We start from the raw sequence: 25721 nt of genomic DNA, 5'->3' as shown, positions 1-25721 counted from the left end.
TTTAACCGTATGGTGGTCGCAAAGGTTTCGGTGTCAAGCAAAAATCCGCCCGTTTTGGGGGGACGTTGCGGTCATTGCTGGCAATTTTTCGGAACCGATGCTAACTTGGAATTTGCAAGCTCTTCATGTAAACCATTTACGCCCCAACGGAAGGGGATTTGCCCATCTTTCGCCGGGACGGTCGCGCGTGCAAGGATACGATGCCGGTAACCGTTGAGCGATTTTTAGATCTCGTGGCGCGAAGCAAGCTGGTTGATCCGGATCAGCTTCAGCGCACCATTGCGCAATGGAAAGAAGACGGGCTTCGTGTCGACGAGGTCTCATCGCAAGAACTCGCTCAGCGGTTCGTCGACGCCGGAATGCTGACCGCCTGGCAATGCGAAAAGTTGCTCGAGGGCCGGTACAAGGGTTTCTTCCTCAACAAATACAAACTCTTGGATCACCTCGGAACAGGGGGAATGAGCAGCGTCTACCTGGCTGAGCACGTCCTCATGGAACGCCGCGTAGCCATCAAGGTGCTGCCGAAACAGCGAGTCGAAGACGCTTCCTATCTCGCTCGCTTTCACCGCGAGGCCCAAGCAGCCGCGGCCCTCGATCACCGCAACATCGTGCGGGCCTACGACGTCGACAACGATGGTGTCAATCACTATCTCGTCATGGAATACGTCGAGGGCATCGACCTCCAGCGGATGGTTCGACGTGACGGCCCGTTACCGTACCACAAGGCCACAGAATACATTCGCCAAGCCGCCTTGGGGCTTCAATACGCCCACGAACACGGCCTCATCCACCGCGACGTGAAGCCGGCCAACCTGCTGGTCGACAACAAGGGCGTGGTCAAGATCTTGGACTTGGGACTGGCGCGGTTTACCGAGGACAACAAGCCGTCGTTGACGGTCGCCCACGATGAGAATGTATTGGGAACGGCCGACTACCTCGCTCCGGAACAGGCCGTCGACAGTCACGGAGTCGATCATCGGGCGGATATCTATAGCCTAGGGTGTACGCTATATTTCTGTCTGACCGGCCATCCCCCCTTCACCGAAGGCACGTTGCCTCAAAGGCTCATTGCCCACCAAAAGCAGCCGCCGCCGGACATCCGCAAAGATCGTCCGGATGCCCCCGCAGACCTTGTCGCCATCTGCATGAAGATGATGGCCAAGAGCCGTTCGAAACGCTTTCAGACGATGGCAGAGGTTGCCGGCGCATTGGAAGCATGGTTGACGGCACACGGCCACACGATTCCCGAAGGTGGTAGTTCGCGACGCCTGAGAGGAAACGGTCTATCCTCGTCGAAAATCACAGCCACAGGAGCGGCGTCTTCAAGTGGGCGGGCGGCGGCACCATCGGAATCGACACGTCGTAAACTCGTTGCCGCTCAACCGCTGCCGACGGCAACACCGACCGCTTCGGCAACCGGGCCCAAAGCACCGCCGCCATTGCCGCGTGCTCAACCGCTCCCTGCCGGCACACCTGGAGCACCGTCCGCCAACTCGGCTCCTTCGCCTGCCGGAGCGTCTTCGCCTGCCCCCACATCGCCACAGCCGGGACCACAGGTCGGTGCGATACCGACGGTGAATCCGGGCGGAGTTCCGGGCCCGATTCCTCAATTGCCGATCGAGGCAGATCCGGTACTGGAACGGGTCTTGCGACCTCAAGCGGCGCTGCCCCCTCGTCGGCGACACACCAATCCATGGTGGTTGTGGGGGCTTATCGGTGTAGGATTTCTCATCGCCGCAATCTTGGCCGTTCTCGTCTTTAGCACGCTATAGACAAGCAATCCCGAAAGCCATCGCGTCGTGAGCGTTCAAGTCGCCTTGCGCTTGGCCACGATTTCCAAGGCCTCGACCGGCAGGATGTTGTTGAGACTACCGGATCGAAAACCGCGCAAATCCAACGACACGAACTTGAAGCCCGCGTCGGTCAGAACTTCGACGACCTTTTCTCGAAATCCGGGCTCGACGAATCGAGGAATGTCCTCCGGCGCGACTTCGATACGAGCAACGTCTCCGCGGTGATAGCGAACGCGTAACGGCTCGAATCCCTCTTTCCGCAAGAATCGTTCGGCCTTGTCGATCATCGCCAGGCGTTCGGCGGTCACCTCCTCACCGTAAGCGATTCGACTACTCAAGCAAGGCGTCGCCGGTTTATCCCATGTGGGCAATCCCCAATGTTTCGCCAGTGCTCGAATTTCGGCCTTCGTCAAATCGCATTCCGCCAAGGGGCTGCGCACTTTCTTTTCTCTTGCCGCCCGCATCCCGGGCCGATGCTCTCCTTCATCGTCTCGATTCGAACCGTCGAGCACCACCGCGACGCCGAGCCGCTTGGCGATGTCCTCGACCTTGTCGAACAGTTCCGATTTGCAGTAGTAGCAACGGTCGGCGTCGTTTCGTCGATATGCGTCGCTGGTCAACTCTTCGGTTTCGAGAATTTCGTGGCGAATGCCGATCTGCTTCGCGAGGGCAACGCATTCATCGAGTTCACCCGACGCCAGGCTGGCGCTGACACCGGTGACGGCCACCGCTCGATCACCCAACGCAATCTGGGCGGCCTTGGCCAGCACGGTGCTGTCCAGCCCGCCGGAAAACGCGACGGCGCAACTTCCGTAACTACGAAGCAAATCTAACAGGCGATCGCGCTTGATCACCAATTCGGGCGACAATTCTTGAATCATCATATCGTCTCGCAGAAAGCGACTGTGAGGATAGTTCACCGGCAGGCCGATGCGAACGCGTGGGGAACTGAACGACGGTCTTCTAGGATTCTTTTTCTCTCAACGGTCACTGTCAACCGATCGTGACGCGCAATATCGTTGATTGACGACAATCAAAAGATTGCGTACGCGCGCATAAAAAACGGCTCTCAGCCGCCAACCGCGGTGTGTCCAACGGTGAGCCCGCATTTCACGGGGGCGCCTCGCTCCCAAACTCTGTTATCCGCAGACACTCGATCCACGGCTGTACATCGTTTGGAATGCTTTCCCGAAGGCGTCCAACGGGCAAGTTATCGGCTCACGGGGTAAACACACAACGACGCGGTCACGGTGAGAACCGTAAGGATGAAACCAGCGTTTTCACGCCGCGTTTCACCGACAATGCCTATGTTAGCGTTGTCGTCGCGTCGATGCAAGACTTGTCCGCCGAAACTCGAACGACCGCCCAAAAAGGGTAAGAAATGATCGCTAGGACAGTTTTCTTTTTCCCAATCGTCAGCTTTTCGCATAAGGCAATCGCGGCGACCAAACGATGAAGCTTACCAAGATAGACACGCCAACGGCCGTATAGAGGAGCGTGAATACCCATTGCGGCGCTTCGTAGAACAATATCTCATGGACCCAATGACCGATGAAGGCACCGGGATAGGTTTCTTGATGCGCCTTTTCACGCAACACCTTTTCCCACACCGTGAGCGGACACGGCGTCGACGACCACGTCAACCCCACGACGATCAGGATCATCAATAAATGAATCGTGCGCAGCCAAAAACTGCGAATCCATTTCCAGCCGAGAAATCCTCCCACCGGAAACAAAATCAATCCGGCCACGATCGCCGATGCGTACAACGCGTGAACGACGACGATGATGTCGGCGGCGATCGCGTAACCGTTCATGGTCGCTTCTCAGAATTCCCTCTGCCTTGTGCCGCGGGATCCCGTTCCTCTGCTTTCGCGGTAGAGCTTGATCGCCCTCGGGAGATCGCAACACAGGTCTACCGCCGTCATCCCGTCCTCTCCCAAGCGCGCAGCCGCCAGATCGCCGGCCGAACCATGCAAAAAAACGCCCAGGGACGCCGCGTGGAACGGGGATAATCCTGCAGCGCCGAGCGCTGCGATACAACCGCTCAACACATCCCCCGAACCGCCGACGGCCATGCCGGGATTCCCCGTTCGATTGACATAGGTGCGCATCCCATCGGTAACGGCGGTCCCGTGCCCCTTCAACACGAGCACACATTGCCAACGCCGAGCCAGTTCCTCGGCCGCACGAACCTGTTCTTCGCGGGAAGGCAACCGCTTCCCCAACAATCGAGCGAACTCGCCGGGATGGGGTGTAAGAACGCGAGGCCCACCGGGGGCGGCCAGCACGTGTTCATTCCCCGCAAGGGCGTTCAACCCGTCGGCATCCACGACAAGCGGCCGATCGATTTCCTTGTAGAGATCTGCCGTAATTCGATCAAGCGCCGCGGAACGTCCCAATCCGGGGCCGACAACCAACCAACTTGCCGAGGAGGACGCCTCCATGATGGCCGACCGCGCGTCGAGCGCCAGCCTTCCATTACGATCGGCAGGCAAGGGAAGGCACATGTAGGAGGGATCGAACGAGGCCGTGATCGCCCAACACGGATGCGGCACGGCAACACGAACCAAGCCGGCCCCCGACCGCAGTGCGCCCATCGCCGCCAACGCGGGAGCCCCCGCCATTCCCACCGAACCGCCCACGACGAAAACGAGGCCGAAGTTTCCTTTGTGTGCGTCCCGCGCCCGAGCCGGCAACGTCGGTAAGTCTTCGACGATCTCACACGCCTTCGCCGTCATCGCACCTCCTTACACTACCGTCGAAGGGTTCGCTTGCGCCTCGCACCTAACCACAAGTCGCACGGCGTTCGGCAGCTCGCTTGGCGATCAAGCCGGCCACGTAACCCCCTTTGAAACCGGCATCGATATTCACGACAACCACATTCGACGCGCAACTGTTAAGCATTCCCAAAAGCGCCGCCAAGCCGCCGAATGCCGCCCCATAACCGACGCTGGTCGGTACGGCAATGACCGGACAATCGACAAATCCGCCGACGACACTCGGCAAAGCGCCTTCCATCCCTGCGCACACAACCACGGCATCGGCGCCTTGAATTTTGTCCAGATTCGCGCGCAAACGGTGCGGTCCCGCAACACCGACATCCTGTACGAATCGCACTTCAGCGCCGGTCCACAGGGCAGTTTCTCGTGCTTCCTCGGCGACCGGTAAATCGCTGGTACCGGCCGTCACGACACACACGATCCCGCGAGACGCGTCGTCGGAATCGCCTTTCGATTTCTCGATACGAAACGTACGAGCGACAGGGTTGTACCGTCCCTCGGGAAATTTGCCGGCGAGCACCTCGGCCTTTTCGGGCGACATGCGCGTCGCGAAGACGTCGACGCCGTGCTCCGCCAGCCGACGAAAGATCTTTTCCAAGGCTTCGATCGACTTACCCTCGGCATAAACAACCTCGGGAAACCCGCAACGGCGCGACCGATCCAAGTCGAGTTGTGCCTCGCCGACATCGGCGATTCCCGGTTTCGCCAGGGCGTCGACGAATTCCTCGATGTCGATGTGACCTTGCGTCAGCTCGAGGGCCATGCGGCGGAGCCGTTCCCGGTCGAACATGTCGCTTTTTCTCCCCAATCTTGGTGCCAATTCCCGCGAGTGACCGCAGCATCGAAAGGGCGACGCTGAAATCAACGGACGCCCGGATCGGTCGACAGCAAAGACGACGTCATCGGTACTTGGTAATATCCCATCGTGGCCATCACGGTATCCATACGATAGACGGCATCGGCCAACCAAGTCACGCGACGACCCTTCGGCTGTACGTCGGTGACATAGATTCGAATCTCCCCCGGTACCGTCGTGATAATCTCTTCTCGCCAATCTCCCAATAGGTCGATCGTGGCGACGTAGCTGCCCTCCAACTTCGGCGGCATCGGCTCGCCTAGCCATTTCTGGATCGTGTGCCCGATGATGAGTTCGCGGTACGGATCGGCATCCCAGTAAGCGGTACGCGGGCCGAATCCTGAGATGTTCGCCTCGCTGATCACTTCTCCCTTGCAGCTCCACAGGCGAGACCACGCATATTTCTTTTGCTCATCGGTATCGGCACTGTAACACTCGGCTCCCTTGTATCGCGGATCAATATCGCTACACATGCCGAAGCTGTGGACATGCCGCGTGTATCCTCTATAGCCCCAAAGGATCTTCCCGGTAGCGGCCTCGACCAGGCACATTCCGTTGCCTTCTTGTTGTCGTCGCTCCAACCCGTAATAGATTTCCAGGCCCGGACGATCGGGATCGATTTCGCCGACGTACACGTGATCCGGGTGCCCAAGACCGGTCGACCACAATTCTTTACCGTCGTCGTCCAAGACGGCGGATCCCAAAACGACCTCTTGCTTGCCGTCGCCGTCGACATCGTCGGCGTGCATCCAATGCGCCCCTTGGCCGCTGTACGCCGCGCCCGCATTGCGATTGTCCCACTCCCAAACCAGATGTAGTTTTCCGTCGGCAAATCGATACGCCCGAACGATGATCACCTTGTACGTACCGCGTTCGACGATCAAGTAGGGGTTCTTCCCGTCGAGGTAGGCCACCCCCAACTGGTTTCGTGAGGCATAGTTGTACCCGCCCATTTCTTCGCGGGGAGGCCAATCGGTTTGCGCGACAATCTTGCCGCTTCGGCCGTCGAGAATCGACAGATATTCGGGGCCCGACTGCACCCGACCATCGGCGTCACGAGGATCGCCCTCACCGGTCTTTACTGCGACTTCAGCCTTACCGTCGCCGTCGAGGTCGTAAACGACGTAAGGCGAATACCATATCCCACGCTCGATCGCCCAACCGAGATCGAACCGCCACAAAAATGTTCCGTCGCTGCGGTAAGCTTCGAGCTTATAAGTGTCGGGGCTCGGTTGCCAGTACTTCTCGTAGGGATCGATGTTGCTATTGGGCTGTTTGATCACGAAGTCCAGAGCCTTGTCACCGTCCAGATCGGCGATACCAATTTTTTGAAACGTGTAGTCCCCTTGCACCGGAATCGACACGTAAGCGTCTGTTTCTCCTGTGGGCGTCACGAACGCTTGCTTGCTCGCCTCTCCCGGCGTATTTCCGACGACCGGTTGCACGAAGTAGCCGTAACGTTGCCCTCGTTCGGCCGTTCGATCGACGAAATAGGTCACGTCGCGGACGGGCGTCTGCGTCAATCGACGGACCTTTTGTCCTTCGGCACGAAACACATGAAACGCCGTTTCGGGCGAATCCGATGGCAACAACCGCCACAACACGCGCACGCCCCCGGCATCCGACAACGCAACAACGCCCCGGTCGAATGATTCCGGCAATGAAAACTGATCTTCGGCGGAAAACGCACGTCCGCCTATCGATCCGACGATCAAAAGGAGGCCAAAAACGAAACCACGCATCACGGTTCGACACAAGGGCAGGGCGTTCATGGCTGGATCTCCGTAGAGACGAAGAAGTGTCGGCGAGCACGCGCCTCTTGGCACGTGATTTAGCCCATAGTATAACCGGCAGTGTCGGGGGTCGCCACGCGCTCCATTCTTTCCTGACGTTCCGTCGGGCAGCGTGGAAGGCCCGTCTACCGCGTACGACCATCCGACGACCAACTCGGCATCCCACGTTCCTCTGCCTTGTGCGCAAGACGAAATTCCATGGCGAACCCAATCGAGATCCCGCACGCCGCGGTGTACCCCGGTTCATTCGATCCGATCACCCTGGGGCATTTGAACGTGATGGAGCGAGCGAGCCGTTTGTTCGACCGGCTCATCGTCGGCGTGGGCGTCAACATCTCGAAACGGCCGCTTTTTTCGGCCGACGAACGGGTTGCTTTGATCAAAGCATCAACGTCGCACCTGCGCAACATCGAAATCCGAACGTTTCAGGGACTGGCAGTCGAGTTCGTCAAGCAGTGCGGCGTGCGAGTGATGATCCGCGGTGTCCGGCCCATCACCGATATCGCTGCAGAACTCACGATGATGATGGCCAACCGGCGGCTCGCTCCCGACGTCGAAACGCTCTTCATGATCGCAGACGGCGAATTGGCGCACGTCTCCAGTTCCTTGATCAAAGAGATCGCCCCCATCGCAGGCGACGAAGAACTTGCGCGCTTTCTGCCCAGCCCGGTCGTGGCGGCGCTGCGAGGAAAGCTGAAACAGCGACGAAACGCGTAACGTGTCTCACCGGTGGCCGGAATCACGAGAGTAATGCGACGAACCGCCGTAACGACTGCTCGACGAACCGTAGCGAGACGAACCGTAGCTGCTTCCCGAAGAACCGTATCGCCCCGACGAGGAACCCCCGCTTGTTCCCAAGATTCGCCCGAGCGATCGTCGCACGTTTTCCGCCGAGACGCTGTCTCCCAATTGGATGACTTCGACGGTCGGTGCCAAGGGCTCGGCCGCTCGATCCAGCTCTTCGATCATTTTTTCGATGTCTTCCATCAAGAAGCTCGGCGCCGAAACGATCAATGAGTTCGATTCCTCGTCGACGCCCAACGACAACAATCCTTTGAAACGCGGCATCCGATCATCCAGGCCGAACAGCATGGAAAAGAATGGATCCGGCTGATTGCGACCGCCGCCGAATGCGCGATCGTTCGTGCTCAGCAGATCACGGAATACATCCTTGATCGCATCGCCAATTTCGTCGGCATCGCCGTATTCGATCTTGAACACTTTCGTGATTCGTACGCTTTGCGAGTCGGTCGGAGGCGGTTGATCGTAGTACTCGATCAGTTCGCGAATCTCTCGAAGTTGCTGTTCCGTCGCATTCTTCACCAAGATCGTATTCGTGTCGTTATCGGCTAGAAACTCGACCGGCTTTCGCTGCGACAAGCGAGCCGTTCCTTCCTCGCGAGACGGCCGCCAGAAGAACGGCGACGATCGCTCCTCTTCGGAAAACACGTCCCTCAAGATATCGGCCACGGTCCCCGCCCACGCATACTGCAACCGAAAGATTCGATAATCAGGCTGTTTGCTTTTCATTGACGACAGAAGCTGCTCTACTTGCGCGACGGCCGCGGGGTCGTTGGACGAAATCACGAGCTTTCCGTCGGGGCCTCGATACACGCGGACGGGCGAGGACGAGGACATCGCCGCTGTTCCGGCGATCGACGTCGTGTCGTTCACCTCTTCGATTGCCTTTTCCGGTGAGCTCTCAGGGATGGACTCCGTATCTGCGGGCGCAGCGTCCGGTGCGGTGTCGGAAGCCTGATCTTGCACGCTTGCCGTGTCTGCCGCAAAGTGGAATCGGCTTGGCCTGTCGGCGTCCAGGCGGACCGTACTTTCCCGCGCCGTCGAAGCTGTGTCGGTCTCTTCTTTCTTGGCGGCTTCGTCGTGGGATTCTGCCTGCGGCGGTTCGTCTAGGTTTTCCTCGTCGGGCAGCGGGGCACGTTCGATTTCCAGCGGATGGGGCGACAGATCGGGCCATTGCCGCTCGAGCATTTCCAACAGTCGATCCGCCTCCTCCGGAGAGGCGAATTCCACGATCCGCACGCGAGAAGGCCCGTTCGCCTCTTCGGGGATTTCTCCCAATTTGACCAACAGCTTGCGTACTTCCTCGATTTCGATGTCGTTCGCCCACAGCAGCAAACGATTATTTTCGACGTCGGCATCCACACGGAACTTGTTCCCGTCGCCGCCCTCCGGTCGCCGATAACGCTCCCATGGATTCCACCAGTTGTACGACGACCGGTTTTCCTCTTCCTTCCCGGTCATCATGAAGTTGATGGTACCGGCGACGTAATCTGCCGGCAGTTCGCGCAATTGGATGACCTCGAATCGCCTTCCGCTCCCATCCAACCGGTCGATCAAGGCCTTGATGACCGCGTGATCAGCCAGTGACGCGTAGGCGATAATAGCGTTGTTCTCGCGGTCGATTTCCAATCGCGTGGTCGGCTCCAATCCCCCCAACTCGCGCAGCGTCTCAACCAGCGGTTCCGGATCGACGGCGGCAAGCCGGTAGACCTGCCAACGGTTCATCGTCACCAGCGGCGATTCCGCAGAACCGCTCGGAACGTCGATCGCCTTCACGGCCTCTTCGATGATCGCCATCTTGTCGGGCGGTGCATTGACCAAAATGCTGTTCCGTCGCGTGTTGACGACGAAATTCGCCTCGTCATTTCGCTGCGGCTTCGCCGGACCGCCTCTTCCCTGCGAAGCGGCCATCTTGGCCATCATTTGCATCGCCTGCTCTTGCATGCGGCGCATCATGTCGGGGCTCATTCCGGGCATCCGCATGCCGCTGTTGTCGTTCGACTGACCGATCAATGTCTTGAGCTGCTCGACGACTTCTTCCGCCCGGGCATACTTCAGGACGAATTCTCGCACCAGCCGCCCTTGGTCGTCGTCTCGCGATTGTTCTTCGTCGAGCAGGCGACGGATCTCCCGCAGATTCACCACGACGTCCATCGCCTCAAGGCGGTTTGTCGCCGACAACGGGATCAATTTCCCGTGCGGACTCAACAGCGGTTTCAATTCCTCGGCGACCTGATCGGCGATAAGCCAGTCCAATCCGAAAGAAGTCCGCACGAAGGCGTAGTCGGGCAAACTGTCCAATTCGGTCGGTGACACTCGCGGCACGACTCCCGGATCGAGTTTCTCGAGGTTCACCACCGACAAGACCTCGCCTTGCTCGATCATCGTGAAACCGCGAGCGAACAAGTGCCGGTTGATCAGATCACGCGCCTCGGGCACGGTGTACGACAATTGCGTCGACAGGTTCAAGTAATCGGCGGGCAATTCCTGCCAATCGAGGCTCATCTGGGAGATATCGGCAAGCCACTGAAGCACCCCCTCCCACGGCTGATGGTGGAAGTTGAACCGTACGCGGCCCTCCTCATCCGGGCGCACCTCCAGTTCCTTCGGGTCGGGCGGACTCGGTGGTTCCGTCGGCCGTTCGATGACCTTCGGCGCATCTTCATCATCCGGCTTCTCATCCCCTTTGTGTTCCTCGTCGTTCGATGAATCCTTCTCGCCCGTGTCAGATTCGTCCTTGGCTTTCTCTCCCAACTCTTTGAGTTTACCGGCCAGATCAAAGGGAATGCGCCCCGCCTTGACCGCTTCCATCAACCGTCGTCGGTCGTCGGGCGAAAGTTTTTCGGCCAGCCCCATCATCTTCTTTCGATCCTCTTCAGAAATCGAATCGATGGGGATACCGTCGGCCTTCTTTTCGGCTGCTGCGTCGGCTACAGCCGCACCACGTGCGGCTTCTTCGTGTTGCGGAGGCTGGGCAACACTGCAACAGGACAGCATGCCCGTCCACGCAATACCGAAACCCATGACGAACGCAACCAACCGGTGCTTTCGAAAGCCGCACGTTTCAAACACGGATTACACCTCGGCCAAGATATCGACGCCTGCAAACACACAACCGTCGACCGCATGTTCGCGACGTCGCTGCGAGCGACACCACCGCAGGAACGATTTACCGGCAGGTCCCACCCAACGCAGGGGGGCGATAACTGACACTACCAGGGGAAGCAAGGGGACGAACCATCGGCATATCCCTCTTCTATTCCATTGTCGTTCCACTACCGGGCATTGCAAGCGGATAATCCCTTCTGCACGCACGGGCGATCATACGCCTCTTGCTTTCCCGCGGGATTGGATTCTTGCGACTTTCCGAGCTGTCGGGGGGCTGTAGAATACGGTTTTGGAGTCGGCAATAGGTATTCGGCTCGTCTGTCGATCTCACGCGTCCTTGGAAAGCGGAATTCCGGGCATTCGAAAAGGGAAAACCATTGAGCAAGGCCGTATCGCGAACGGTGGAAGAAATTCTGCAAGACCTTCTGGCCAACCGCATTCTGGTGCTCGACGGCGCCATGGGGACGATGATCCAGCGTCTCGGGCTGGAAGAAGGCGACTATCGAGGCGATCGCTTCGCGGATCACCCAAGCCCACTCAAGGGGTGTAACGACCTTTTGTGCATTACGCGGCCCGAAGCGATCATCGACATCCATCGTCGCTATCTATCGGCCGGTGCCCATATTCTTTGCACGAACACGTTCAACGCAAACCGAATCTCGCTTGCCGACTACGATCTGTGCGACATCGTGCGCGAGATCAATACAGCGGCCGTGCGATGCGCGAAATCGGCCGTCGAGCATTTCCGAACGACGACGGGGGATTCGACGCCCAGGTTCGTCGCCGGATCGCTCGGCCCCACCAACCGAACCGCGTCGATCTCTCCAGACGTCGAAAATCCCGGCTACCGTGCCGTCACATTCGACGATCTTGTTTGCGTCTACCGGGAACAGGCCGAAGCGTTGATCAAGGCGGGCTGCGACCTCCTCTTGGCCGAAACCGTTTTCGACACGTTGAACTTGAAGGCCTGCTTATTCGCCTGCGAACAGTTGTTCGACGAACTCGGACGACGGGTCCCCCTCATGGTTTCGGTCACCATTACCGACCGCAGCGGTCGAACGCTTTCGGGCCAAACACTCGAGGCGTTTTGGATTTCGATTTCCCACGCTCCGCTGTTGAGCGTCGGGCTCAATTGCGCTTTGGGCCCCGAACTCATGCGACCGTTCGTCGAAGAGCTATCGACTCTGGCGACGGTCTACACCAGCTGTTATCCCAATGCCGGTTTGCCGAACGAATTCGGCGAATACGACGAAACGCCCGAGCAGATGGCCGCCGTCCTAGGAGAATTCGCCGAAGCGGGATGGGTGAACATGGTCGGTGGATGTTGCGGTAGCACGCCCGACCATATCCGCGCCATCGCCGCAGCGGTGGCCGACAAAAAGCCTCGCATTCCTCCCAAACCAGACGGCCTCACCCGGTACAGCGGACTGGAGCCGCTGACGCTTCGCCCCGACGGCACCTTCACGATGATCGGCGAACGGACGAATGTGGCCGGCTCACGTCGATTCGCGCGCCTGATCCGCGAAGGACGTTACGAAGAGGCCGTCGCCGTGGCACGTCAACAGGTCGAATCGGGTGCCAACATCATCGACGTGAACATGGACGACGCCCTACTCGACGGCGAAAAGGCGATGACGACCTTTCTCAACCTGATCGCCGCCGAGCCCGACATTGCCCGCGTCCCCGTGATGATCGACAGTTCCAAATGGTCGATCCTGGAAGCAGGTCTGAAGTGTCTCCAGGGCAAGGGCATCGTCAATTCCATCAGTCTCAAGGAAGGAGAAGAAGCGTTCCTTGAACATGCACGACTCGTTCGCCGCTACGGCGCAGCCTGCATTGTGATGATGTTCGACGAAGAAGGGCAGGCGGTGACGATCGAACACAAGGTCCGCATTGCCAAGCGTGCGTACCGACTACTGACCGAGAAAGTCGGCTTCCCGCCCGAAGACATTATCTTCGACCCGAACGTCTTGACGGTCGGAACCGGTATCGCCGAACACAACCGTTACGCGATCAATTTCATCGAGGCGGTCCGACAGATCAAAGCGGAATGCCCGGGCGTCAAGGTATCCGGCGGGATCAGCAATGTGTCATTCTCTTTCCGCAGCAGCGAGCCGGTTCGCCGGGCGATGCACGCCGCGTTCCTTTACCATGCGATCCAAGCCGGACTCGACATGGGGATCGTCAACGCGGGACAGCTCGATGTGTACGAAGAGATCGATCCCGAGTTGAGGGAAGCCGTCGAAGACGTGTTGTTCGACCGCCGGGAAGATGCGACCGAGCGGTTGATCGCGCTCGCCGATCGTCTGAAGACGACATCGGACGAAAGCGGCGCGGAATCCGAAAAGCACAAATGGCGTGAGCTTTCGCTGGAAAAGCGACTACATCACGCTCTCGTTCACGGGATCGACGAGTTTATCGAACAGGACGTCGAAGAAGCGCGACAGCAATATCCCTCGTGCTTGGCAATCATTGAAGGTCCGTTGATGGACGGGATGCGAACCGTGGGCGATCTGTTCGGCGAAGGGAAGATGTTCCTACCGCAGGTCGTCAAGAGCGCCCGTGTCATGAAAAAGGCCGTCGCTTATCTTTCGCCGTACATGGAAGAAGAAAAACGCAAGCAGGGGGACACATCCGATCGCGGTACCATCGTTTTGGCGACCGTCAAGGGCGACGTGCACGACATCGGCAAGAACATTGTGGGCATCGTGCTGGCGTGCAACGGTTTTCGGATCGTCGACTTGGGCGTCATGGTGCCGTGTGAAACGATTCTCGACACGGCGGTGTCCGAAGGTGCCGATCTTGTGGGACTAAGCGGACTGATCACACCCAGTCTCGACGAAATGGTTCACGTCGCGCGTGAGATGGAACGCCGGGGAATGCGGCAACCGCTGCTCATCGGCGGTGCCACGACCAGCGCCAAACATACCGCGGTGAAAATCGCCCCCCACTATTCACAGCCGGTCGTCCACGTCCCCGATGCATCGCAGAGCGTGGGTGTCGTCGAAAGTCTCCTTTCTTCCGGGCCTTCGCGAGAGGAGTTCCAGCAACGGCACAAGGAACAGCAATCGTCCTTGGTCGCCTCGTACCAAAAGCGACAGGAACGCGAACTGGTTCCGTACTCCGAGGCCTATCGAAAGCGGTTCACGTGCGACTGGTCGTCGCAAGAAATCGCCGTTCCTGAATTCGTCGGCGTTCGATCGGTCGACGACGTGACCGTCGAGACGTTGATTCCGTACATCGATTGGACGCCGTTTTTCGTCGCTTGGGAACTCCCCGGCCGGTACCCGGCGATTTTGGAGCATCCTGAAAAGGGTGCGCAGGCCAGACAACTTTTCGATGATGCGAAAGCGATGCTCGACGAAATCGTCGCCCGCAACCTTTTGCAGCCGCGCGGTGTCTACGGTTTCTTCCCGGCCAACTCACAGGGCGACGACATCCTGGTGTTTTCCTCCGAAGACGCTCGGGAACCGACGACGCGATTCCACATGCTGCGGCAACAGTGGCGACGAAAGGGCCAGGACGTTCACTATTCGCTGGCCGACTTCATCGCACCGCTCGAATGCGGGCGGAGAGACTATCTGGGGCTGTTCGCTGTCACCTCGGGGCACGAAACCACATCACTGGCCGCCGAATACGAAAAACAACACGACGACTATCGCGCCATCATGATCAAGGCGTTGGCGGACCGTTTGGCTGAAGCCTTCGCCGAATTTTTGCATGCAAGGGCTCGACGCGACTGGGGTTACGGCCGCGACGAAAACTTGACCAACGAGGAGCTGATTCGCGAAAAATACCGCGGAATTCGACCGGCGCCGGGTTATCCCGCCTGCCCCGATCACACCGAAAAACGCACACTGTTCCGACTGCTGGAAGTGTCTGAACGGACCGGCATTCGACTCACGGAAAACTGGGCGATGATTCCCCCCGCTTCGGTGTGCGGATGGTATTTCAGTCATCCTGAATCCCGCTACTTCGCCGTCGACCGCATTACTCGCGATCAGGTTGAAGACTACGCAAGGCGAAAAGGCCTGGCGACTTCCGAAGTCGAGCGGCACCTTTCGGCCAACCTCGCTTACGACCCAACCGAATTTTCAGTAACACAGGAATGATCGGCGGCCGACATACCTTGCTCTGTCCGAATCGGCACGGAGAAGTGTCCAGTCGGCGGCCGTGGGATTCGACCGAGAGCGTAGGCCGATTCGCGCTCCTTCCCCGGGGTTTTCGCCGCTCTTTTGCTCCGTCATAATGCAGAAAAAGAGGGAGGATTGCCTTCAACCGATGTCGCGGTAATACAATCTCTTCGGCGACGCGTGAGAAAGCCGTGCAGATGGTCGCCACGCCACGCGAATCACCGAAATACGGCTCACTCGATATCGAGCCGTATCATTCAATCGGCCCGTCACCCTACAACGGATTACAGACATGACGCAAATCGAAGCAGCGCGCCAAGGAATCATCACGCCCGAGATGGAATTCGTAGCCGAGCGAGAACAATTGTCGCCGGAACTTGTTCGGGATGAAGTCGCTCGGGGGCGTCTTGTCATCCCTGCAAATCGGGTGCACCTCGAAAAGGGGCTGAAACCGACCGGCATCGGGATTGCCTGCCGCACAAAGATCAACGCCAACCTCGGCAACTCGCCCCTGCAAAGCGATGTCGAATGCGAACTGGAAAAGGTGTACTGCGCCTTGCGCTATGGGGCCGACACCGTCATGGACTTGTCGACCGGTGAGAACATCACGGAAATCCGTCGCCAAATCATCGACGCAATCGACGTCCCCATCGGCACCGTTCCTATCTATCAAGTCGCCGAAGAACTTGACGACATCGCCGACATGCGGCCCCGGGACTTCCTTGACGTCGTCGAACAGCAGGCCGAGCAGGGCGTCGATTACATGACGATCCACTGCGCGTTGCTGAAAGATCATATACCACTGACGAAAAAACGCGTCACCGGGATCGTCAGCCGCGGCGGCTCCCTCGTTGCCGCTTGGATGGCCGCGCACAACGCTGAAAATCCCTTCTATACGCATTTCGACGAACTCTGCGAGATCATGCGCGAATACGATGTCACCTGGAGTCTCGGCGATGGATTGCGCCCCGGATCGATCGCCGACGCCAGTGACGAAGCCCAATTCGCCGAACTGAAGGTGATGGGCGATTTGACCCTGCGGGCATGGGAATTGGGCTGTCAGGTCATGATCGAAGGCCCCGGTCATGTACCGATGGACCAAATTGAAATGAACGTCCGAAAGCAAATGGAGTGGTGCCACGAGGCTCCCTTCTACGTGCTCGGCCCGTTGGTCACCGACGTGGCTCCCGGATACGATCACATCACCAGTGCCATCGGTGCCGCCATGGCGGCGTGGTACGGAGCAGCCATGCTATGTTATGTCACGCCTCGGGAGCACTTGGGGCTGCCGAATCTGGATGATGTGAGAGCCGGGGTGGTCGCGTACAAGATTGCAGCACACGCGGCCGACGTGGCACGTCACCGTCCCGGCGCACGCGACTGGGACGATCAACTCAGCCGCGCTCGTTACCGTTTCGATTGGGAGGAACAGTTTCGACTTGCCATCGATCCTGAAACGGCACGCCGGATGTGGGAAGAAGCGGCCCAACGCGGTTCGACGTCCAACGCGAAGTATTGCAGCATGTGCGGGCCGAAGTTCTGCTCGATGCGCATCTCACAAGACGTTCATCAAACGGTCGAACAACCGGCGGCAAGTGAATCCTCCGACGGTGCGAATACCGTTTCCACGCCGACGCCGACCCCCGTGAAGGAATGACAAGGCAGGAAACTTTGCCGATCCATTGCTCTCACGGCTTTCCCCAAGCAGAATAGCAGGCATCGAATGATGCGGAGGCGGTCGCTGTCGCCGCGTTTGTTGCCCTGTATATTTTCTGCCGGTGGGAGTGTGTTCATGCGTGCTTCTTGTGTTTTACTCGGTGTCGTAGTCGGCTTGGGATTCGTGTTGCCTGCATTCGGGGCTGAAAACGAATTATCCCCCAAGGAGAAGAAGGACGGTTTCGTCTTGTTGTTCGACGGCAAGACGTTGGACGGTTGGATCGGCGACACGAAAGGCTACGTCGTCGAAAACGGGGCCATCGTATGCAAGCCCGGCGGCAACCTGTACACCGAAAAGGAATACGCCGACTTCGTGTTTCGTTTCGAGTTCAAGCTGACCCCCGGGGCCAACAATGGAATCGGCATCCGCACGCCTACCGGTTGCGACGCAGCTTATTGCGGCATGGAAATCCAGGTACTCGACAACACGTCCGAGCGATACAAAAACCTTCAGCCGTATCAGTATCACGGTTCGATTTACGGCGTCGTTCCCGCCAAACGCGGCTTCCTGAAGCCGGTCGGAGAATGGAATGAAGAAGAAATTCGCTGCGACGGCCCGCACATCACCGTCACGCTGAACGGAACCGTCATCGTCGACGCCGATATTTCCAAGATCACCGAAACGATGGACCACCGAGATCACCCCGGATTGCATCGCAAGTCGGGTCACATCGGTTTCCTCGGCCACGGTTCCCGCGTCGAATTCCGCAACATCCGCATCAAGGAACTGTGATGCCGTCGCCGGTGAGGGGAAGGAGCCGCCAGCGTGTATCTTGGAATCGAAATCGGCGGTACGAAACTGCAAGTCGGGGTAGGGACGGGCACGTCGCCCCAACTGGTCGACTTGCGGCGCGACACCGTCGATCGCAGTCGCGGCGCTACAGGCATACTGGAAACGATTCGCCGACGCGTCTTGGAATTGCAAGCACAGCATACCGTCGAAGCGATCGGAATCGCCTTCGGCGGGCCCATCGATCCGACGAAAGGGCGCGTCGTCAAGAGCCATCACGTCGAGGGCTGGGATGACTTTCCGCTGGTAGAGTGGTGTCGCAACACGCTGAAGCTGCCCGCGGTGATCGCCAATGATGCCGACTTGGCCGGTTTGGCCGAAGCCAAGTTGGGGGCAGGGCAGGGGGCCGACATCGTGTTCTACATCACCGTCGGAACCGGCATCGGCGGTGCCTTGATTCAACACGGCACGCTCTACACGGGTAGCTGCGGCATCGCCTCGGAACTGGGCCACTTGCGGCCCGGTCCCGAGGCCGAATCGCCGGCCGACATCCTCGAGGCGTGGGCCGCCGGGTGGGGCATTGCCGCCCACGCGAAAGCAGCCTTGCAGAGTTTTTTTCCGGATCGCCTCCCGGCAACGCGGCTGGACGACCTTCCCCGGCCGATCTTGGAGACGGCAACCGCCAATGCTCCTTTCCGCGCGATCGACGGGAACGATACTCCCCCCGAACTTCGTCGTGCCGCCGAGGACATTTGGCAACTCGCCGACGGCAATCTCTCACGTGTTGACGCAAAATTGTTGGGCGAAGCGGCGTCGTCCGGAAACCTTTTTGCCTTACGCATTCTAGACACGGGCATTCGCCATCTCGGGTGGGGCATCGCGCAGGTGATTACGTTGATCGCCCCGCAGCGAATCATCGTCGGCGGCGGTGTGTCGCTCATGGGAGAAGAGCTGTTTTTCGCACCGCTGCGGCGGGCGGTGGCCCAGTACGTATTCCCCCCTTTGGCCGACCGATACGAAATCGTTCCTGCTGCCTTGGGCGAAGAAGTTGTCGTTCACGGGGCGTTGGTCTTCGCGGCCGACCATTTTTCATAAGCCGCATTTCACACGCCGCCCCACGCGGCGGCGCTGCGGCCTAGCGGGCAATCAGCTCTAAAACGGCTTGATGCAGCCGTCCGTTGGTTGCCAGTCCGTTTCCGCCTTCGAAGGTCGCCTGGCCGTTCCAGTCGGTGAAGCGGCCGCCTGCCTCTTCGATTACCGGTACAAGCGCTGCGGCGTCCCAAGGATTCAAGAGCGGATCGATCGCCACGTCGGCGCGACCGGTCGCAACCAACAGGTAACCGTAACAGTCCCCCCAAGTGCGAACGAGCCCGCATACATCTTGCATGGCGAAGAACGCTTCCCGACGTTCCGCCAAGTCAAAATTCTTCACCTCGCTCGTGACGACGCACGCATCGATCACGTCGGCCGTCGTGCTGACGCGTGTCGGCCGTGGGGAAGCATCGCCCTTGACGTACCAGGCACCTTCGCCGGAGGCGGCATAGACGGTTTCGCCGAGCGCCGGAATATGAATCACGCCGACGACCACCCGGCCCTCGTATTCGACACCCACCAGCGTTCCGTACAGCGGCACGCCATGAATGAACGACTTCGTCCCGTCGATCGGATCCAGAATCCATCGAAAGCCGCTCGTTCCCGGGACGGTTCCGTGCTCCTCCCCCAGAATGCCGTCCTCTGGAAACGTCTCCAGGATCCGATTCCGCAAACACGTTTCGGCTTCGCGATCGGCTCTCGTGACCGGACTGGCATCGGCCTTGCGATCCACCTTCAACTGCGAGTCACCGAAATACCGAAGGGTGACTTCCCCGGCCTCGCGAGCCGCTTCGACGGCCAATTGCAATCGCTCGTGAAACAACGTTCCGTCCTCGGCTTGTGAGCCCTGGTGTTCAGTGTTCGCCGTTGTTGTGTTTCAACGCGTGAATATGCGCGTCGTACGCATTCAAGATCTCGTGACGCCGCAACATGCACGCGATGTCGTCGCCCGCGTCATTCAGCACCGGTATCTCATCCAGCTGACGCTGTGCCATGACCCGCAGTACGGTATGCAGGTTTTCGTCAGGTGCCACCGTGATCGGCGGACGCGAAATGTCCGCCGCCACGATCAGCGATCCGGCCCCTTCTCCCGCCAAGACGCTGCGGAGGTCTTGCAACGACAACAGCCCGATCAATTGACCGGCACTGTTCACCACGGGGAACACGGTGTCTCGGGAATCGGCTACCAGTCGCAAGACCTGCGGCAGAGGCATATCTTCGGCGATCACAATGGGGCGCCGACCGGGATCCCACACATCACGAATCTTGATATTCTCCAACACGTCGACGACGAAATCACCGAGATGCGCCGGACTGTCAATCAACGAATGCACCTGTTCTTCATACAAGGTCCAGCGTGACGACAGCGCCGCCACATGCACGAAACTGACCAACATTAGCGGGGCCAACAGCTCGTAGGAGCCGCTCATTTCCGAGACCATAATCAACGCGGTGAGCGGCACTTTGGCGACACCGGCGAAGAACCCTCCCATCCCGACAAGGATGAACGCCCCCACAGGTGGTGCACCGGGGAACAAGTGATTGCACACCGTCCCTACCGCCGCCCCCAACATGGCTCCGACAAAAAGTGATGGTGCGAATACACCACCACTTCCACCGGAAGAAATGGTCAAACTCGTCGCCAAAATCTTGGCTCCCACCAAAATGATCATCAAGCGCAGTGTAACCGACTCCCGTCCCAGCAACGCATCCTGAATCCACCCGTAACCGCCCGACATCACGTGTGGAAAGGCGATCGCCAAAATGCCCATCAACAAAGCCCCGATCGCCGGTTTGACGTGATTGGGCACCGGCAGTTTCGCAAAGAAGCGATCCCGCAGTCCGTAGAAGACATTGACGTAGACGAACCCGACGATCGCGCAAATCAATGCGAATACGAGGTAGAACGGCAATTCGTGCGCACCATGAAACGCACAGGGCAACGCGCCGGTTACAGGATCCGGCGCCGTGGGCACGTGGAATACCGCACCTTGACCGAACAGAGAAGCGAAAACGGTGTACGCCACAACCGCTCCGACCATCGCCGGCCCGAATGCGGTGAACTCGATCGCGGTGCTGGCGTAGAGAACCTCGACCACGAACAAGGCCCCGCCTAAGGGCGCCCGAAAAATAGCCCCGATCCCACCGGCAGCCCCGGCGATCAACAGCATCCGCCGTTCCCAGTCGCTCAATCCGAGCTTGGTCGCCAAGAAACTGCCGAAACCGGCTCCAATTTGTGCAATCGGCCCCTCACGGCCCGCCGAACCGCCGGTACCGATCGTGATGATGCTGGCGATGCTCTTGATGATCGGCACGCGTCCCCGGATCAGCCCGCGTTGAAAATGGTACGCTTTGATCATGGCGTCTGTCCCGTGACCTTCGGCCTCGGGAGCAAACGTGTACACCAAGAGCCCACACAACAAACCGCCGATCGTGGGAATCAGGACGACGGCCCACCAATGCCGGGGAAGATGCATGGCGACGACCTGCCCGCCGCCTTCCCCGCCGGCGAGCGGCGGCACATACCCCATCGCCACTTCCTGGGCGTAGTATTTGACAATCTCGAGCAGCCAGTAAAACGCCGCGGCCCCTAATCCCGCAACCACCCCTACCAACACGCTGTACGCCAAGACACGGCCCGACGATTCCAGGTCGAAGATCTCACGCAACGGAAACCAACGCGTCAAGAACGACCACAGACTCACGGAATCTTCGTTTTCCGACACGGCGCACCTCGATTTCCAACCCCTAGCTAGAGGGAAAACAAGTCGATTCAAGAACCTCGCCGAACCTGGCGTCCTGCCAATTGCCGTCGAAGAACACTACGGCTCCATCCGGCCACGACCGGGGCTTCGGAATGCAACAAGAGAAGCTCCGGACTCGTTCAGACGTTTCCCCGCAAGGCGGAAAACTTTTACTCTACCTCGTACTTTTCTCGGCGACAACCGGACGTGTTTGCTCGTTTTCGGCAGCGACCTTCGTTTTGCAGGAAGCCTCGTCTTCAGATTCTCCGACAAGCAGGGCGTGCAGACATATCACTGCCACACCGCACACCAACAGGCTGTCGGCAATGTTGAAATTCGGCCAAGGCCAGCTCCCGATCATGACGAGAATCCAGTCCCGCACTGCATACACGGGCTCGCCGACCTGATGCAGTTGGCTGGGATAATTCCACACCAAACCGGGAAACCCCAGGCGATCATACAGATTCCCGAGGATGCCTGCGGTTACCGCCCCACCCGCTGCTGCAAGCCGCCAGTCGCGTGCCGCCTTCCCCCAAAACAGCCACAAGGGAAGCCCGACCGCCATGACGACGGCCACGAGGGCGAAAACCGCCGTCATTCCCTGCCCCATGCCGAAAAGCGCCCCTTCATTGAGGCTCGTCTGAAAGCCGAATACTCCTTCGATGATCCACCACACCGGCTTTTCACCGGGCATTCCCAACCGAGCGAATATCCACGCTTTGGTCGTCAAATCGGCAACCACTCCGCCGATGAGGACAACAGCGAAACACACGTAGCGACTCGCAGGAAGCCGATCTCGTTCCGTCGCAGAGGGCGTTTCCGATTCGGCGGGAAATCGCGTCACGATTCAGCCCCCTCGGCTTGAAGATTGGTCGTCACCGTTCGAATCCGTGAACCCGTCATTCTGCCGCACGCGACTTCGTCAAGAAAACAAGAAAAGAAGGCCGTGTCGACGAGGGCCGTCGATCCCTCGCCTGCCGCTTGCATGCGGTCAAGTCCGTTTCTTCGCCCAAGGCGGCGGCATAATCCGATAGCGTCCCAAGGAACACTTCGTCGGGAGGTCATCCGTTCTCTTCGAGTTTTTCCGCACATTGCACACAATGCGCCGTGTACGGAATGGCATTCAACCGAACCTTCGGAATCTTGCACCCACATTCGGCGCACACACCGTAGGTTCCTTGTTCGATGCGTTCGAGGGCCTCATCGATTTGCCGCAGTACCTCACCTTCCGACTCGGCCAACGTCAAATCGAACTCTTGCTCGAAATTGTCGCTGCCCAAGTCCGCCATGTGGATCGGCATATTCGAGCCGACCGACGCACTCTCGCCGTTTCGATTGAGCGCGGAATCAGCCAAGTTATCCACTTGCGCCCGTACTCTGGCTCGCAACTCCAAAAGCTTGTCGCGAAATTGCTGGTAGCCGGCTTTTGTCATCCTGGTAGGCTCCGCGGTGAAACCGATCTACGTCATCTTCCACTATGGCAAACGCTTCATTTTAGAGGGGACCGCCCCCCCTGTCAAACTGGGTGCACGGCCGATTACGCCGACGAAAAACGGCCGGAAGCGATCCCGCCTCCGGCCGTATACGCAAAATGCACATGCTCGCTAACGGCCCACCGCTACTCATCGACGCACAGTGCTGTTGCCGTACAATCGCGGTCTGCCGTTACTCTCAGCCAGTGGGCGTGAAATCCGGCGGGAAACTCGTACTGGAGCACTTCGTGCGGCGGAACGACGAGCGTCGTCCAATCGTGAAATCCCCCGTGGTCGAAATCAATCTGCAACGTAAAGCGAACCGGAACCTCGGCATCGTGCGACAACCGGATCGCTGTATGCTCGAAATTGGTCATCATGTAAGGATCCGAAGGTTTTCCGGCCTCAACCGGCGTCTTGCACCAAGGCCCTCCGGTTCCACGAGGCTTCCCCAATCGCCACAGATCATCCAACGCTCCGAACCAGAGGCCACGTCCCTGATCATCGGCGAAATAGTGCCCATCGCAAGGTGCATTCGGTTGCGTACCGCTGAGCACCAGTAAGCCGCGCCACGAACAAAAATCAACGATTGCCTTGCGATGGCTACAAACGGGTTTTGCTAAACGCCAGTCCGGCGTGTTGTCTCTCGCCCGCGGAATTTCATAAAACGTGCCGTGAACATTCGCCAAGAAACGCTCCGAAGCCACCTCCCGTACGACGCGGCATTTTCCAATCCACGTATCGAACGCCGGATCCCCTTTCGGCAAGCGAAAGCGTCGACCTTGCGAATCCTTAACGATCACCGACGCCGCCTCGACCTCGAATTCGGGTCGAAACCGCCCGATCCGCAACACTTCAGCCGACCGATCGTCGACCTGATCGTCGAAGACGAAACGCGAACCGTCTTCCGCCAATCGCACCTCCTGGTACACGATCGCATCGGGTGTTCTCGCATTCGGCGTTGTCAGCCATTGCAGTCCACGATTATGCGACGCCGGCCGCACGATTCCGCCGACGACCTTTTCGGCATCCACCTCGGCCAGGGCAGTGAACAAATCGGGCTCCGATTTCGACCATGCCGGGGTAGGGGACCAATAGTGGAAGAAGACAGTCGCGCGACAGTCTCGGTCGGCAACGACACGAATCCACTCGCCGATGTCGCCGCCGGGAAGTTGTATCGTGCGATACTCGCCGGGACGCACCTCCAACGACGTCAACGATTGCCATTCACCATTGCCCGCGCGATCCACTTCGAACGTAAACCGAACAGGCCCATCGGCATCAACGGTCACATGGATCGTTCGATCGCGATAACCGGCCGCCAGAAACGGCGTCGAAGGCTCGCCGGCCTGGACGGCGTCTTCCCGCCAGATGCCTCCCCAACCGGCATCCGGTCCGAATGCAGCGATTTGCTCGTACGTTCCGAACCAAAGATTCGATTGTGCCTGGCCGCACAACGGATTGTTCATCATCGAGGCATCGTCGGCGCCGAGAACGACTTTGCCTCGCCAGCCGCAAAAATCGGGGATGTACCGAAGTTGCGTCGAAATCGGTCGAATGCCCGCCGTATTGTGGGCCGCAAACGACGGCGGGAAATCGAACAGGCCGCCGTGCATGCACAGCATCCAGCGACCGTCGGTGATCTCACGAATGCGGGGCCACTCGGTATACCAACCGTGCTCGGGATCGTAGGTCAAACTCGACTTCGGCAGCCGGTACGTGTACCAAGTGCCGCCGTCCAGCAGCTTGAGGATAACGGAACGCTTGTCCCATCCGATCGCCCACAATTGTGCCCGATCGTCCGGATTGCCTTCGATTCCACCAGGACCGGTCACATCGGTAAACTGTTTGCGTTCGACGATGCGCCACGATTCACCGTCCCACTCGGCCAACACGCCGGCCTCTTCTCCTTCGGGCGGTCCCCCCACTTTCAAGTACCGATACGCAGCCGCATTCCCGTTCCCCCGTTCACCGTTGTTTGCAATCACGACGCGGCCCTGGGCAGTGTATCCCCCTTTCCCATGCCAACCGGGCACCGGCTTTTCAAAGAGCTTAACGACTTCCAAAGAATAAACGTCGACCTCGTACAACGCACCTTCCATGTCGTAGAAGTAGACTTTGTGGGCCGGATCGGTCAGATGCCGCATGACGGCCGTCATGCGCCCTCGCAATTTTTGCAGATCACATGCGCGTACGTTTCCTTGCGCGTCGATGAAATACGGTCCGATGATCAACTGGTTCGATTCCCGGTGAATCATGCGGCAGGCGTGGGTACCACCAACGCTTTCCGGCCGGATTTCGATATTCATGTGCTCGTCGACGGCGTACAGTTTGTCGTTGCTCCCGGTCGTCTTGTGCTGCGGATACGTGAGAAACCAGAGCTTTCCCGCCCAGGGTACGATCGCACCCGTTCCCGCCTCGCCGTGTTGCGGACGATCGTTGACGTCTTCCGGCTGATTGAACGCCGCCAAGTGCGGATAGATTCCGCTGATACACAAGTATTCCGTCTGCGGCGGTTGGGCTTCGAGCAATGCCGCCCCTCCAACAATCGCCCAGCTCACGGCGAACATTCCGACCACCGCAATCCGACGTTTGCAATGGCTCCAAGTGCGTCGTCCTGGCATGGAAAACCTCCCCACCGTGTTCGTATTACCTCGCCGATCGTGCAACAGCCGTCGGCAAAGGGAGGAAACGCGCGTT

The 25721-nt window shown here is 58.9% G+C and carries 17 protein-coding genes; 6 read left to right on the top strand and 11 right to left on the bottom strand.

The window, feature by feature from the left end:
• The first annotated feature begins 200 nt into the window (after nt 1-200).
• Nucleotides 201-1772 (top strand): serine/threonine-protein kinase, encoded by a 1572-nt coding sequence (locus ACYQ2I_RS08575; protein WP_460166596.1) that lies wholly within the window; start codon nt 201-203, stop codon nt 1770-1772.
• A gap of 35 nt (nt 1773-1807) precedes the next feature.
• Here ACYQ2I_RS08575 and larE read toward each other — a convergent pair whose 3' ends face one another.
• The 5 genes from larE to ACYQ2I_RS08550 all read right to left on the bottom strand — a co-directional run bounded on the left by larE (nt 1808) and on the right by ACYQ2I_RS08550 (nt 7204).
• The gene (gene larE / locus ACYQ2I_RS08570) at nt 1808-2677 is read right to left on the bottom strand and encodes an ATP-dependent sacrificial sulfur transferase LarE (protein WP_460166595.1); all 870 of its coding nucleotides are present in this window, start codon (nt 2675-2677) and stop codon (nt 1808-1810) included.
• A 531-nt stretch (nt 2678-3208) separates the two neighbouring features.
• Nucleotides 3209-3610, bottom strand: a complete 402-nt coding sequence (locus ACYQ2I_RS08565) for a DUF2784 domain-containing protein (RefSeq protein WP_460166594.1) — start codon at nt 3608-3610, stop codon at nt 3209-3211.
• A gap of 9 nt (nt 3611-3619) precedes the next feature.
• Nucleotides 3620-4534 (bottom strand): NAD(P)H-hydrate dehydratase, encoded by a 915-nt coding sequence (locus ACYQ2I_RS08560; protein WP_460166593.1) that lies wholly within the window; start codon nt 4532-4534, stop codon nt 3620-3622.
• A 46-nt stretch (nt 4535-4580) separates the two neighbouring features.
• On the bottom strand, nt 4581-5366 hold the full coding sequence (gene larB, locus ACYQ2I_RS08555; RefSeq protein WP_460166592.1) for a nickel pincer cofactor biosynthesis protein LarB: 786 nt from the start codon (nt 5364-5366) through the stop codon (nt 4581-4583).
• A 71-nt stretch (nt 5367-5437) separates the two neighbouring features.
• Complete coding sequence (locus tag ACYQ2I_RS08550) at nt 5438-7204, bottom strand: rhamnogalacturonan lyase family protein (RefSeq protein ID WP_460166591.1); 1767 nt, start codon at nt 7202-7204, stop codon at nt 5438-5440.
• Between the two features lie 219 nt (nt 7205-7423).
• Between ACYQ2I_RS08550 and coaD the strand changes: the two genes are divergently transcribed.
• Nucleotides 7424-7942, top strand: coding sequence for a pantetheine-phosphate adenylyltransferase (gene coaD, locus ACYQ2I_RS08545; protein WP_460166590.1), 519 nt, complete (start codon nt 7424-7426; stop codon nt 7940-7942).
• A 6-nt stretch (nt 7943-7948) separates the two neighbouring features.
• Here coaD and ACYQ2I_RS08540 read toward each other — a convergent pair whose 3' ends face one another.
• The gene (locus ACYQ2I_RS08540) at nt 7949-11050 is read right to left on the bottom strand and encodes a secretin N-terminal domain-containing protein (RefSeq protein WP_460166589.1); all 3102 of its coding nucleotides are present in this window, start codon (nt 11048-11050) and stop codon (nt 7949-7951) included.
• Between the two features lie 461 nt (nt 11051-11511).
• Between ACYQ2I_RS08540 and metH the strand changes: the two genes are divergently transcribed.
• From metH to ACYQ2I_RS08520, 4 genes are all read left to right on the top strand, one after another.
• Nucleotides 11512-15246 (top strand): methionine synthase, encoded by a 3735-nt coding sequence (metH, locus tag ACYQ2I_RS08535; RefSeq protein ID WP_460166588.1) that lies wholly within the window; start codon nt 11512-11514, stop codon nt 15244-15246.
• Nucleotides 15247-15484: 238 nt separating this feature from the next.
• Nucleotides 15485-16924 (top strand): phosphomethylpyrimidine synthase ThiC, encoded by a 1440-nt coding sequence (gene thiC / locus ACYQ2I_RS08530; RefSeq protein WP_460168406.1) that lies wholly within the window; start codon nt 15485-15487, stop codon nt 16922-16924.
• A gap of 135 nt (nt 16925-17059) precedes the next feature.
• Nucleotides 17060-17716, top strand: coding sequence for a 3-keto-disaccharide hydrolase (locus tag ACYQ2I_RS08525; RefSeq protein ID WP_460166587.1), 657 nt, complete (start codon nt 17060-17062; stop codon nt 17714-17716).
• Nucleotides 17717-17749: 33 nt separating this feature from the next.
• Entirely contained in the window at nt 17750-18808 is a 1059-nt protein-coding gene (locus ACYQ2I_RS08520; protein ID WP_460166586.1) for an ROK family protein, read from the top strand.
• 40 nt (nt 18809-18848) lie between these two features.
• Here the strand turns inward: ACYQ2I_RS08520 and hisN are convergent, their stop codons facing one another.
• From hisN to ACYQ2I_RS08495, 5 genes are all read right to left on the bottom strand, one after another.
• Nucleotides 18849-19628, bottom strand: a complete 780-nt coding sequence (hisN, locus tag ACYQ2I_RS08515) for a histidinol-phosphatase (protein WP_460166585.1) — start codon at nt 19626-19628, stop codon at nt 18849-18851.
• Nucleotides 19629-19659: 31 nt separating this feature from the next.
• Nucleotides 19660-21510, bottom strand: coding sequence for a chloride channel protein (locus ACYQ2I_RS08510; protein ID WP_460166584.1), 1851 nt, complete (start codon nt 21508-21510; stop codon nt 19660-19662).
• A gap of 214 nt (nt 21511-21724) precedes the next feature.
• Nucleotides 21725-22393 carry a signal peptidase II gene (locus ACYQ2I_RS08505; protein ID WP_460166583.1) on the bottom strand — a complete coding sequence of 223 codons (669 nt, stop codon included), beginning with the start codon at nt 22391-22393 and terminating at the stop codon, nt 21725-21727.
• A gap of 217 nt (nt 22394-22610) precedes the next feature.
• Nucleotides 22611-22982, bottom strand: coding sequence for a TraR/DksA family transcriptional regulator (locus ACYQ2I_RS08500; protein WP_460166582.1), 372 nt, complete (start codon nt 22980-22982; stop codon nt 22611-22613).
• 185 nt (nt 22983-23167) lie between these two features.
• A complete protein-coding gene (locus ACYQ2I_RS08495) occupies nt 23168-25645 on the bottom strand; it encodes a hypothetical protein (protein WP_460166581.1) in 2478 nt (825 codons plus the stop codon).
• Nucleotides 25646-25721 lie beyond the last annotated feature (76 nt).

It is taken from the genome of Thermostilla marina (genome assembly GCF_054657455.1).
This window is presented reverse-complemented; position numbering and strand designations above follow the sequence as displayed.

Excerpts from the sequence above, each read along its gene's own strand:
- larE (WP_460166595.1), bottom strand. The coding sequence starts at position 2,677 with ATGATGATTCAAGAATTGTCGCCCGAATTGGTGATCAAGCGCGATCGC.
- coaD (WP_460166590.1), top strand. The coding sequence starts at position 7,424 with ATGGCGAACCCAATCGAGATCCCGCACGCCGCGGTGTACCCCGGTTCA.
- ACYQ2I_RS08565 (WP_460166594.1), bottom strand. The coding sequence starts at position 3,610 with ATGAACGGTTACGCGATCGCCGCCGACATCATCGTCGTCGTTCACGCG.
- larB (WP_460166592.1), bottom strand. The coding sequence starts at position 5,366 with ATGTTCGACCGGGAACGGCTCCGCCGCATGGCCCTCGAGCTGACGCAA.
- ACYQ2I_RS08575 (WP_460166596.1), top strand. The coding sequence starts at position 201 with ATGCCGGTAACCGTTGAGCGATTTTTAGATCTCGTGGCGCGAAGCAAG.
- ACYQ2I_RS08495 (WP_460166581.1), bottom strand. The coding sequence starts at position 25,645 with ATGCCAGGACGACGCACTTGGAGCCATTGCAAACGTCGGATTGCGGTG.
- ACYQ2I_RS08525 (WP_460166587.1), top strand. The coding sequence starts at position 17,060 with ATGCGTGCTTCTTGTGTTTTACTCGGTGTCGTAGTCGGCTTGGGATTC.
- ACYQ2I_RS08560 (WP_460166593.1), bottom strand. The coding sequence starts at position 4,534 with ATGACGGCGAAGGCGTGTGAGATCGTCGAAGACTTACCGACGTTGCCG.
- ACYQ2I_RS08500 (WP_460166582.1), bottom strand. The coding sequence starts at position 22,982 with ATGACAAAAGCCGGCTACCAGCAATTTCGCGACAAGCTTTTGGAGTTG.
- ACYQ2I_RS08550 (WP_460166591.1), bottom strand. The coding sequence starts at position 7,204 with ATGAACGCCCTGCCCTTGTGTCGAACCGTGATGCGTGGTTTCGTTTTT.
- ACYQ2I_RS08540 (WP_460166589.1), bottom strand. The coding sequence starts at position 11,050 with ATGGGTTTCGGTATTGCGTGGACGGGCATGCTGTCCTGTTGCAGTGTT.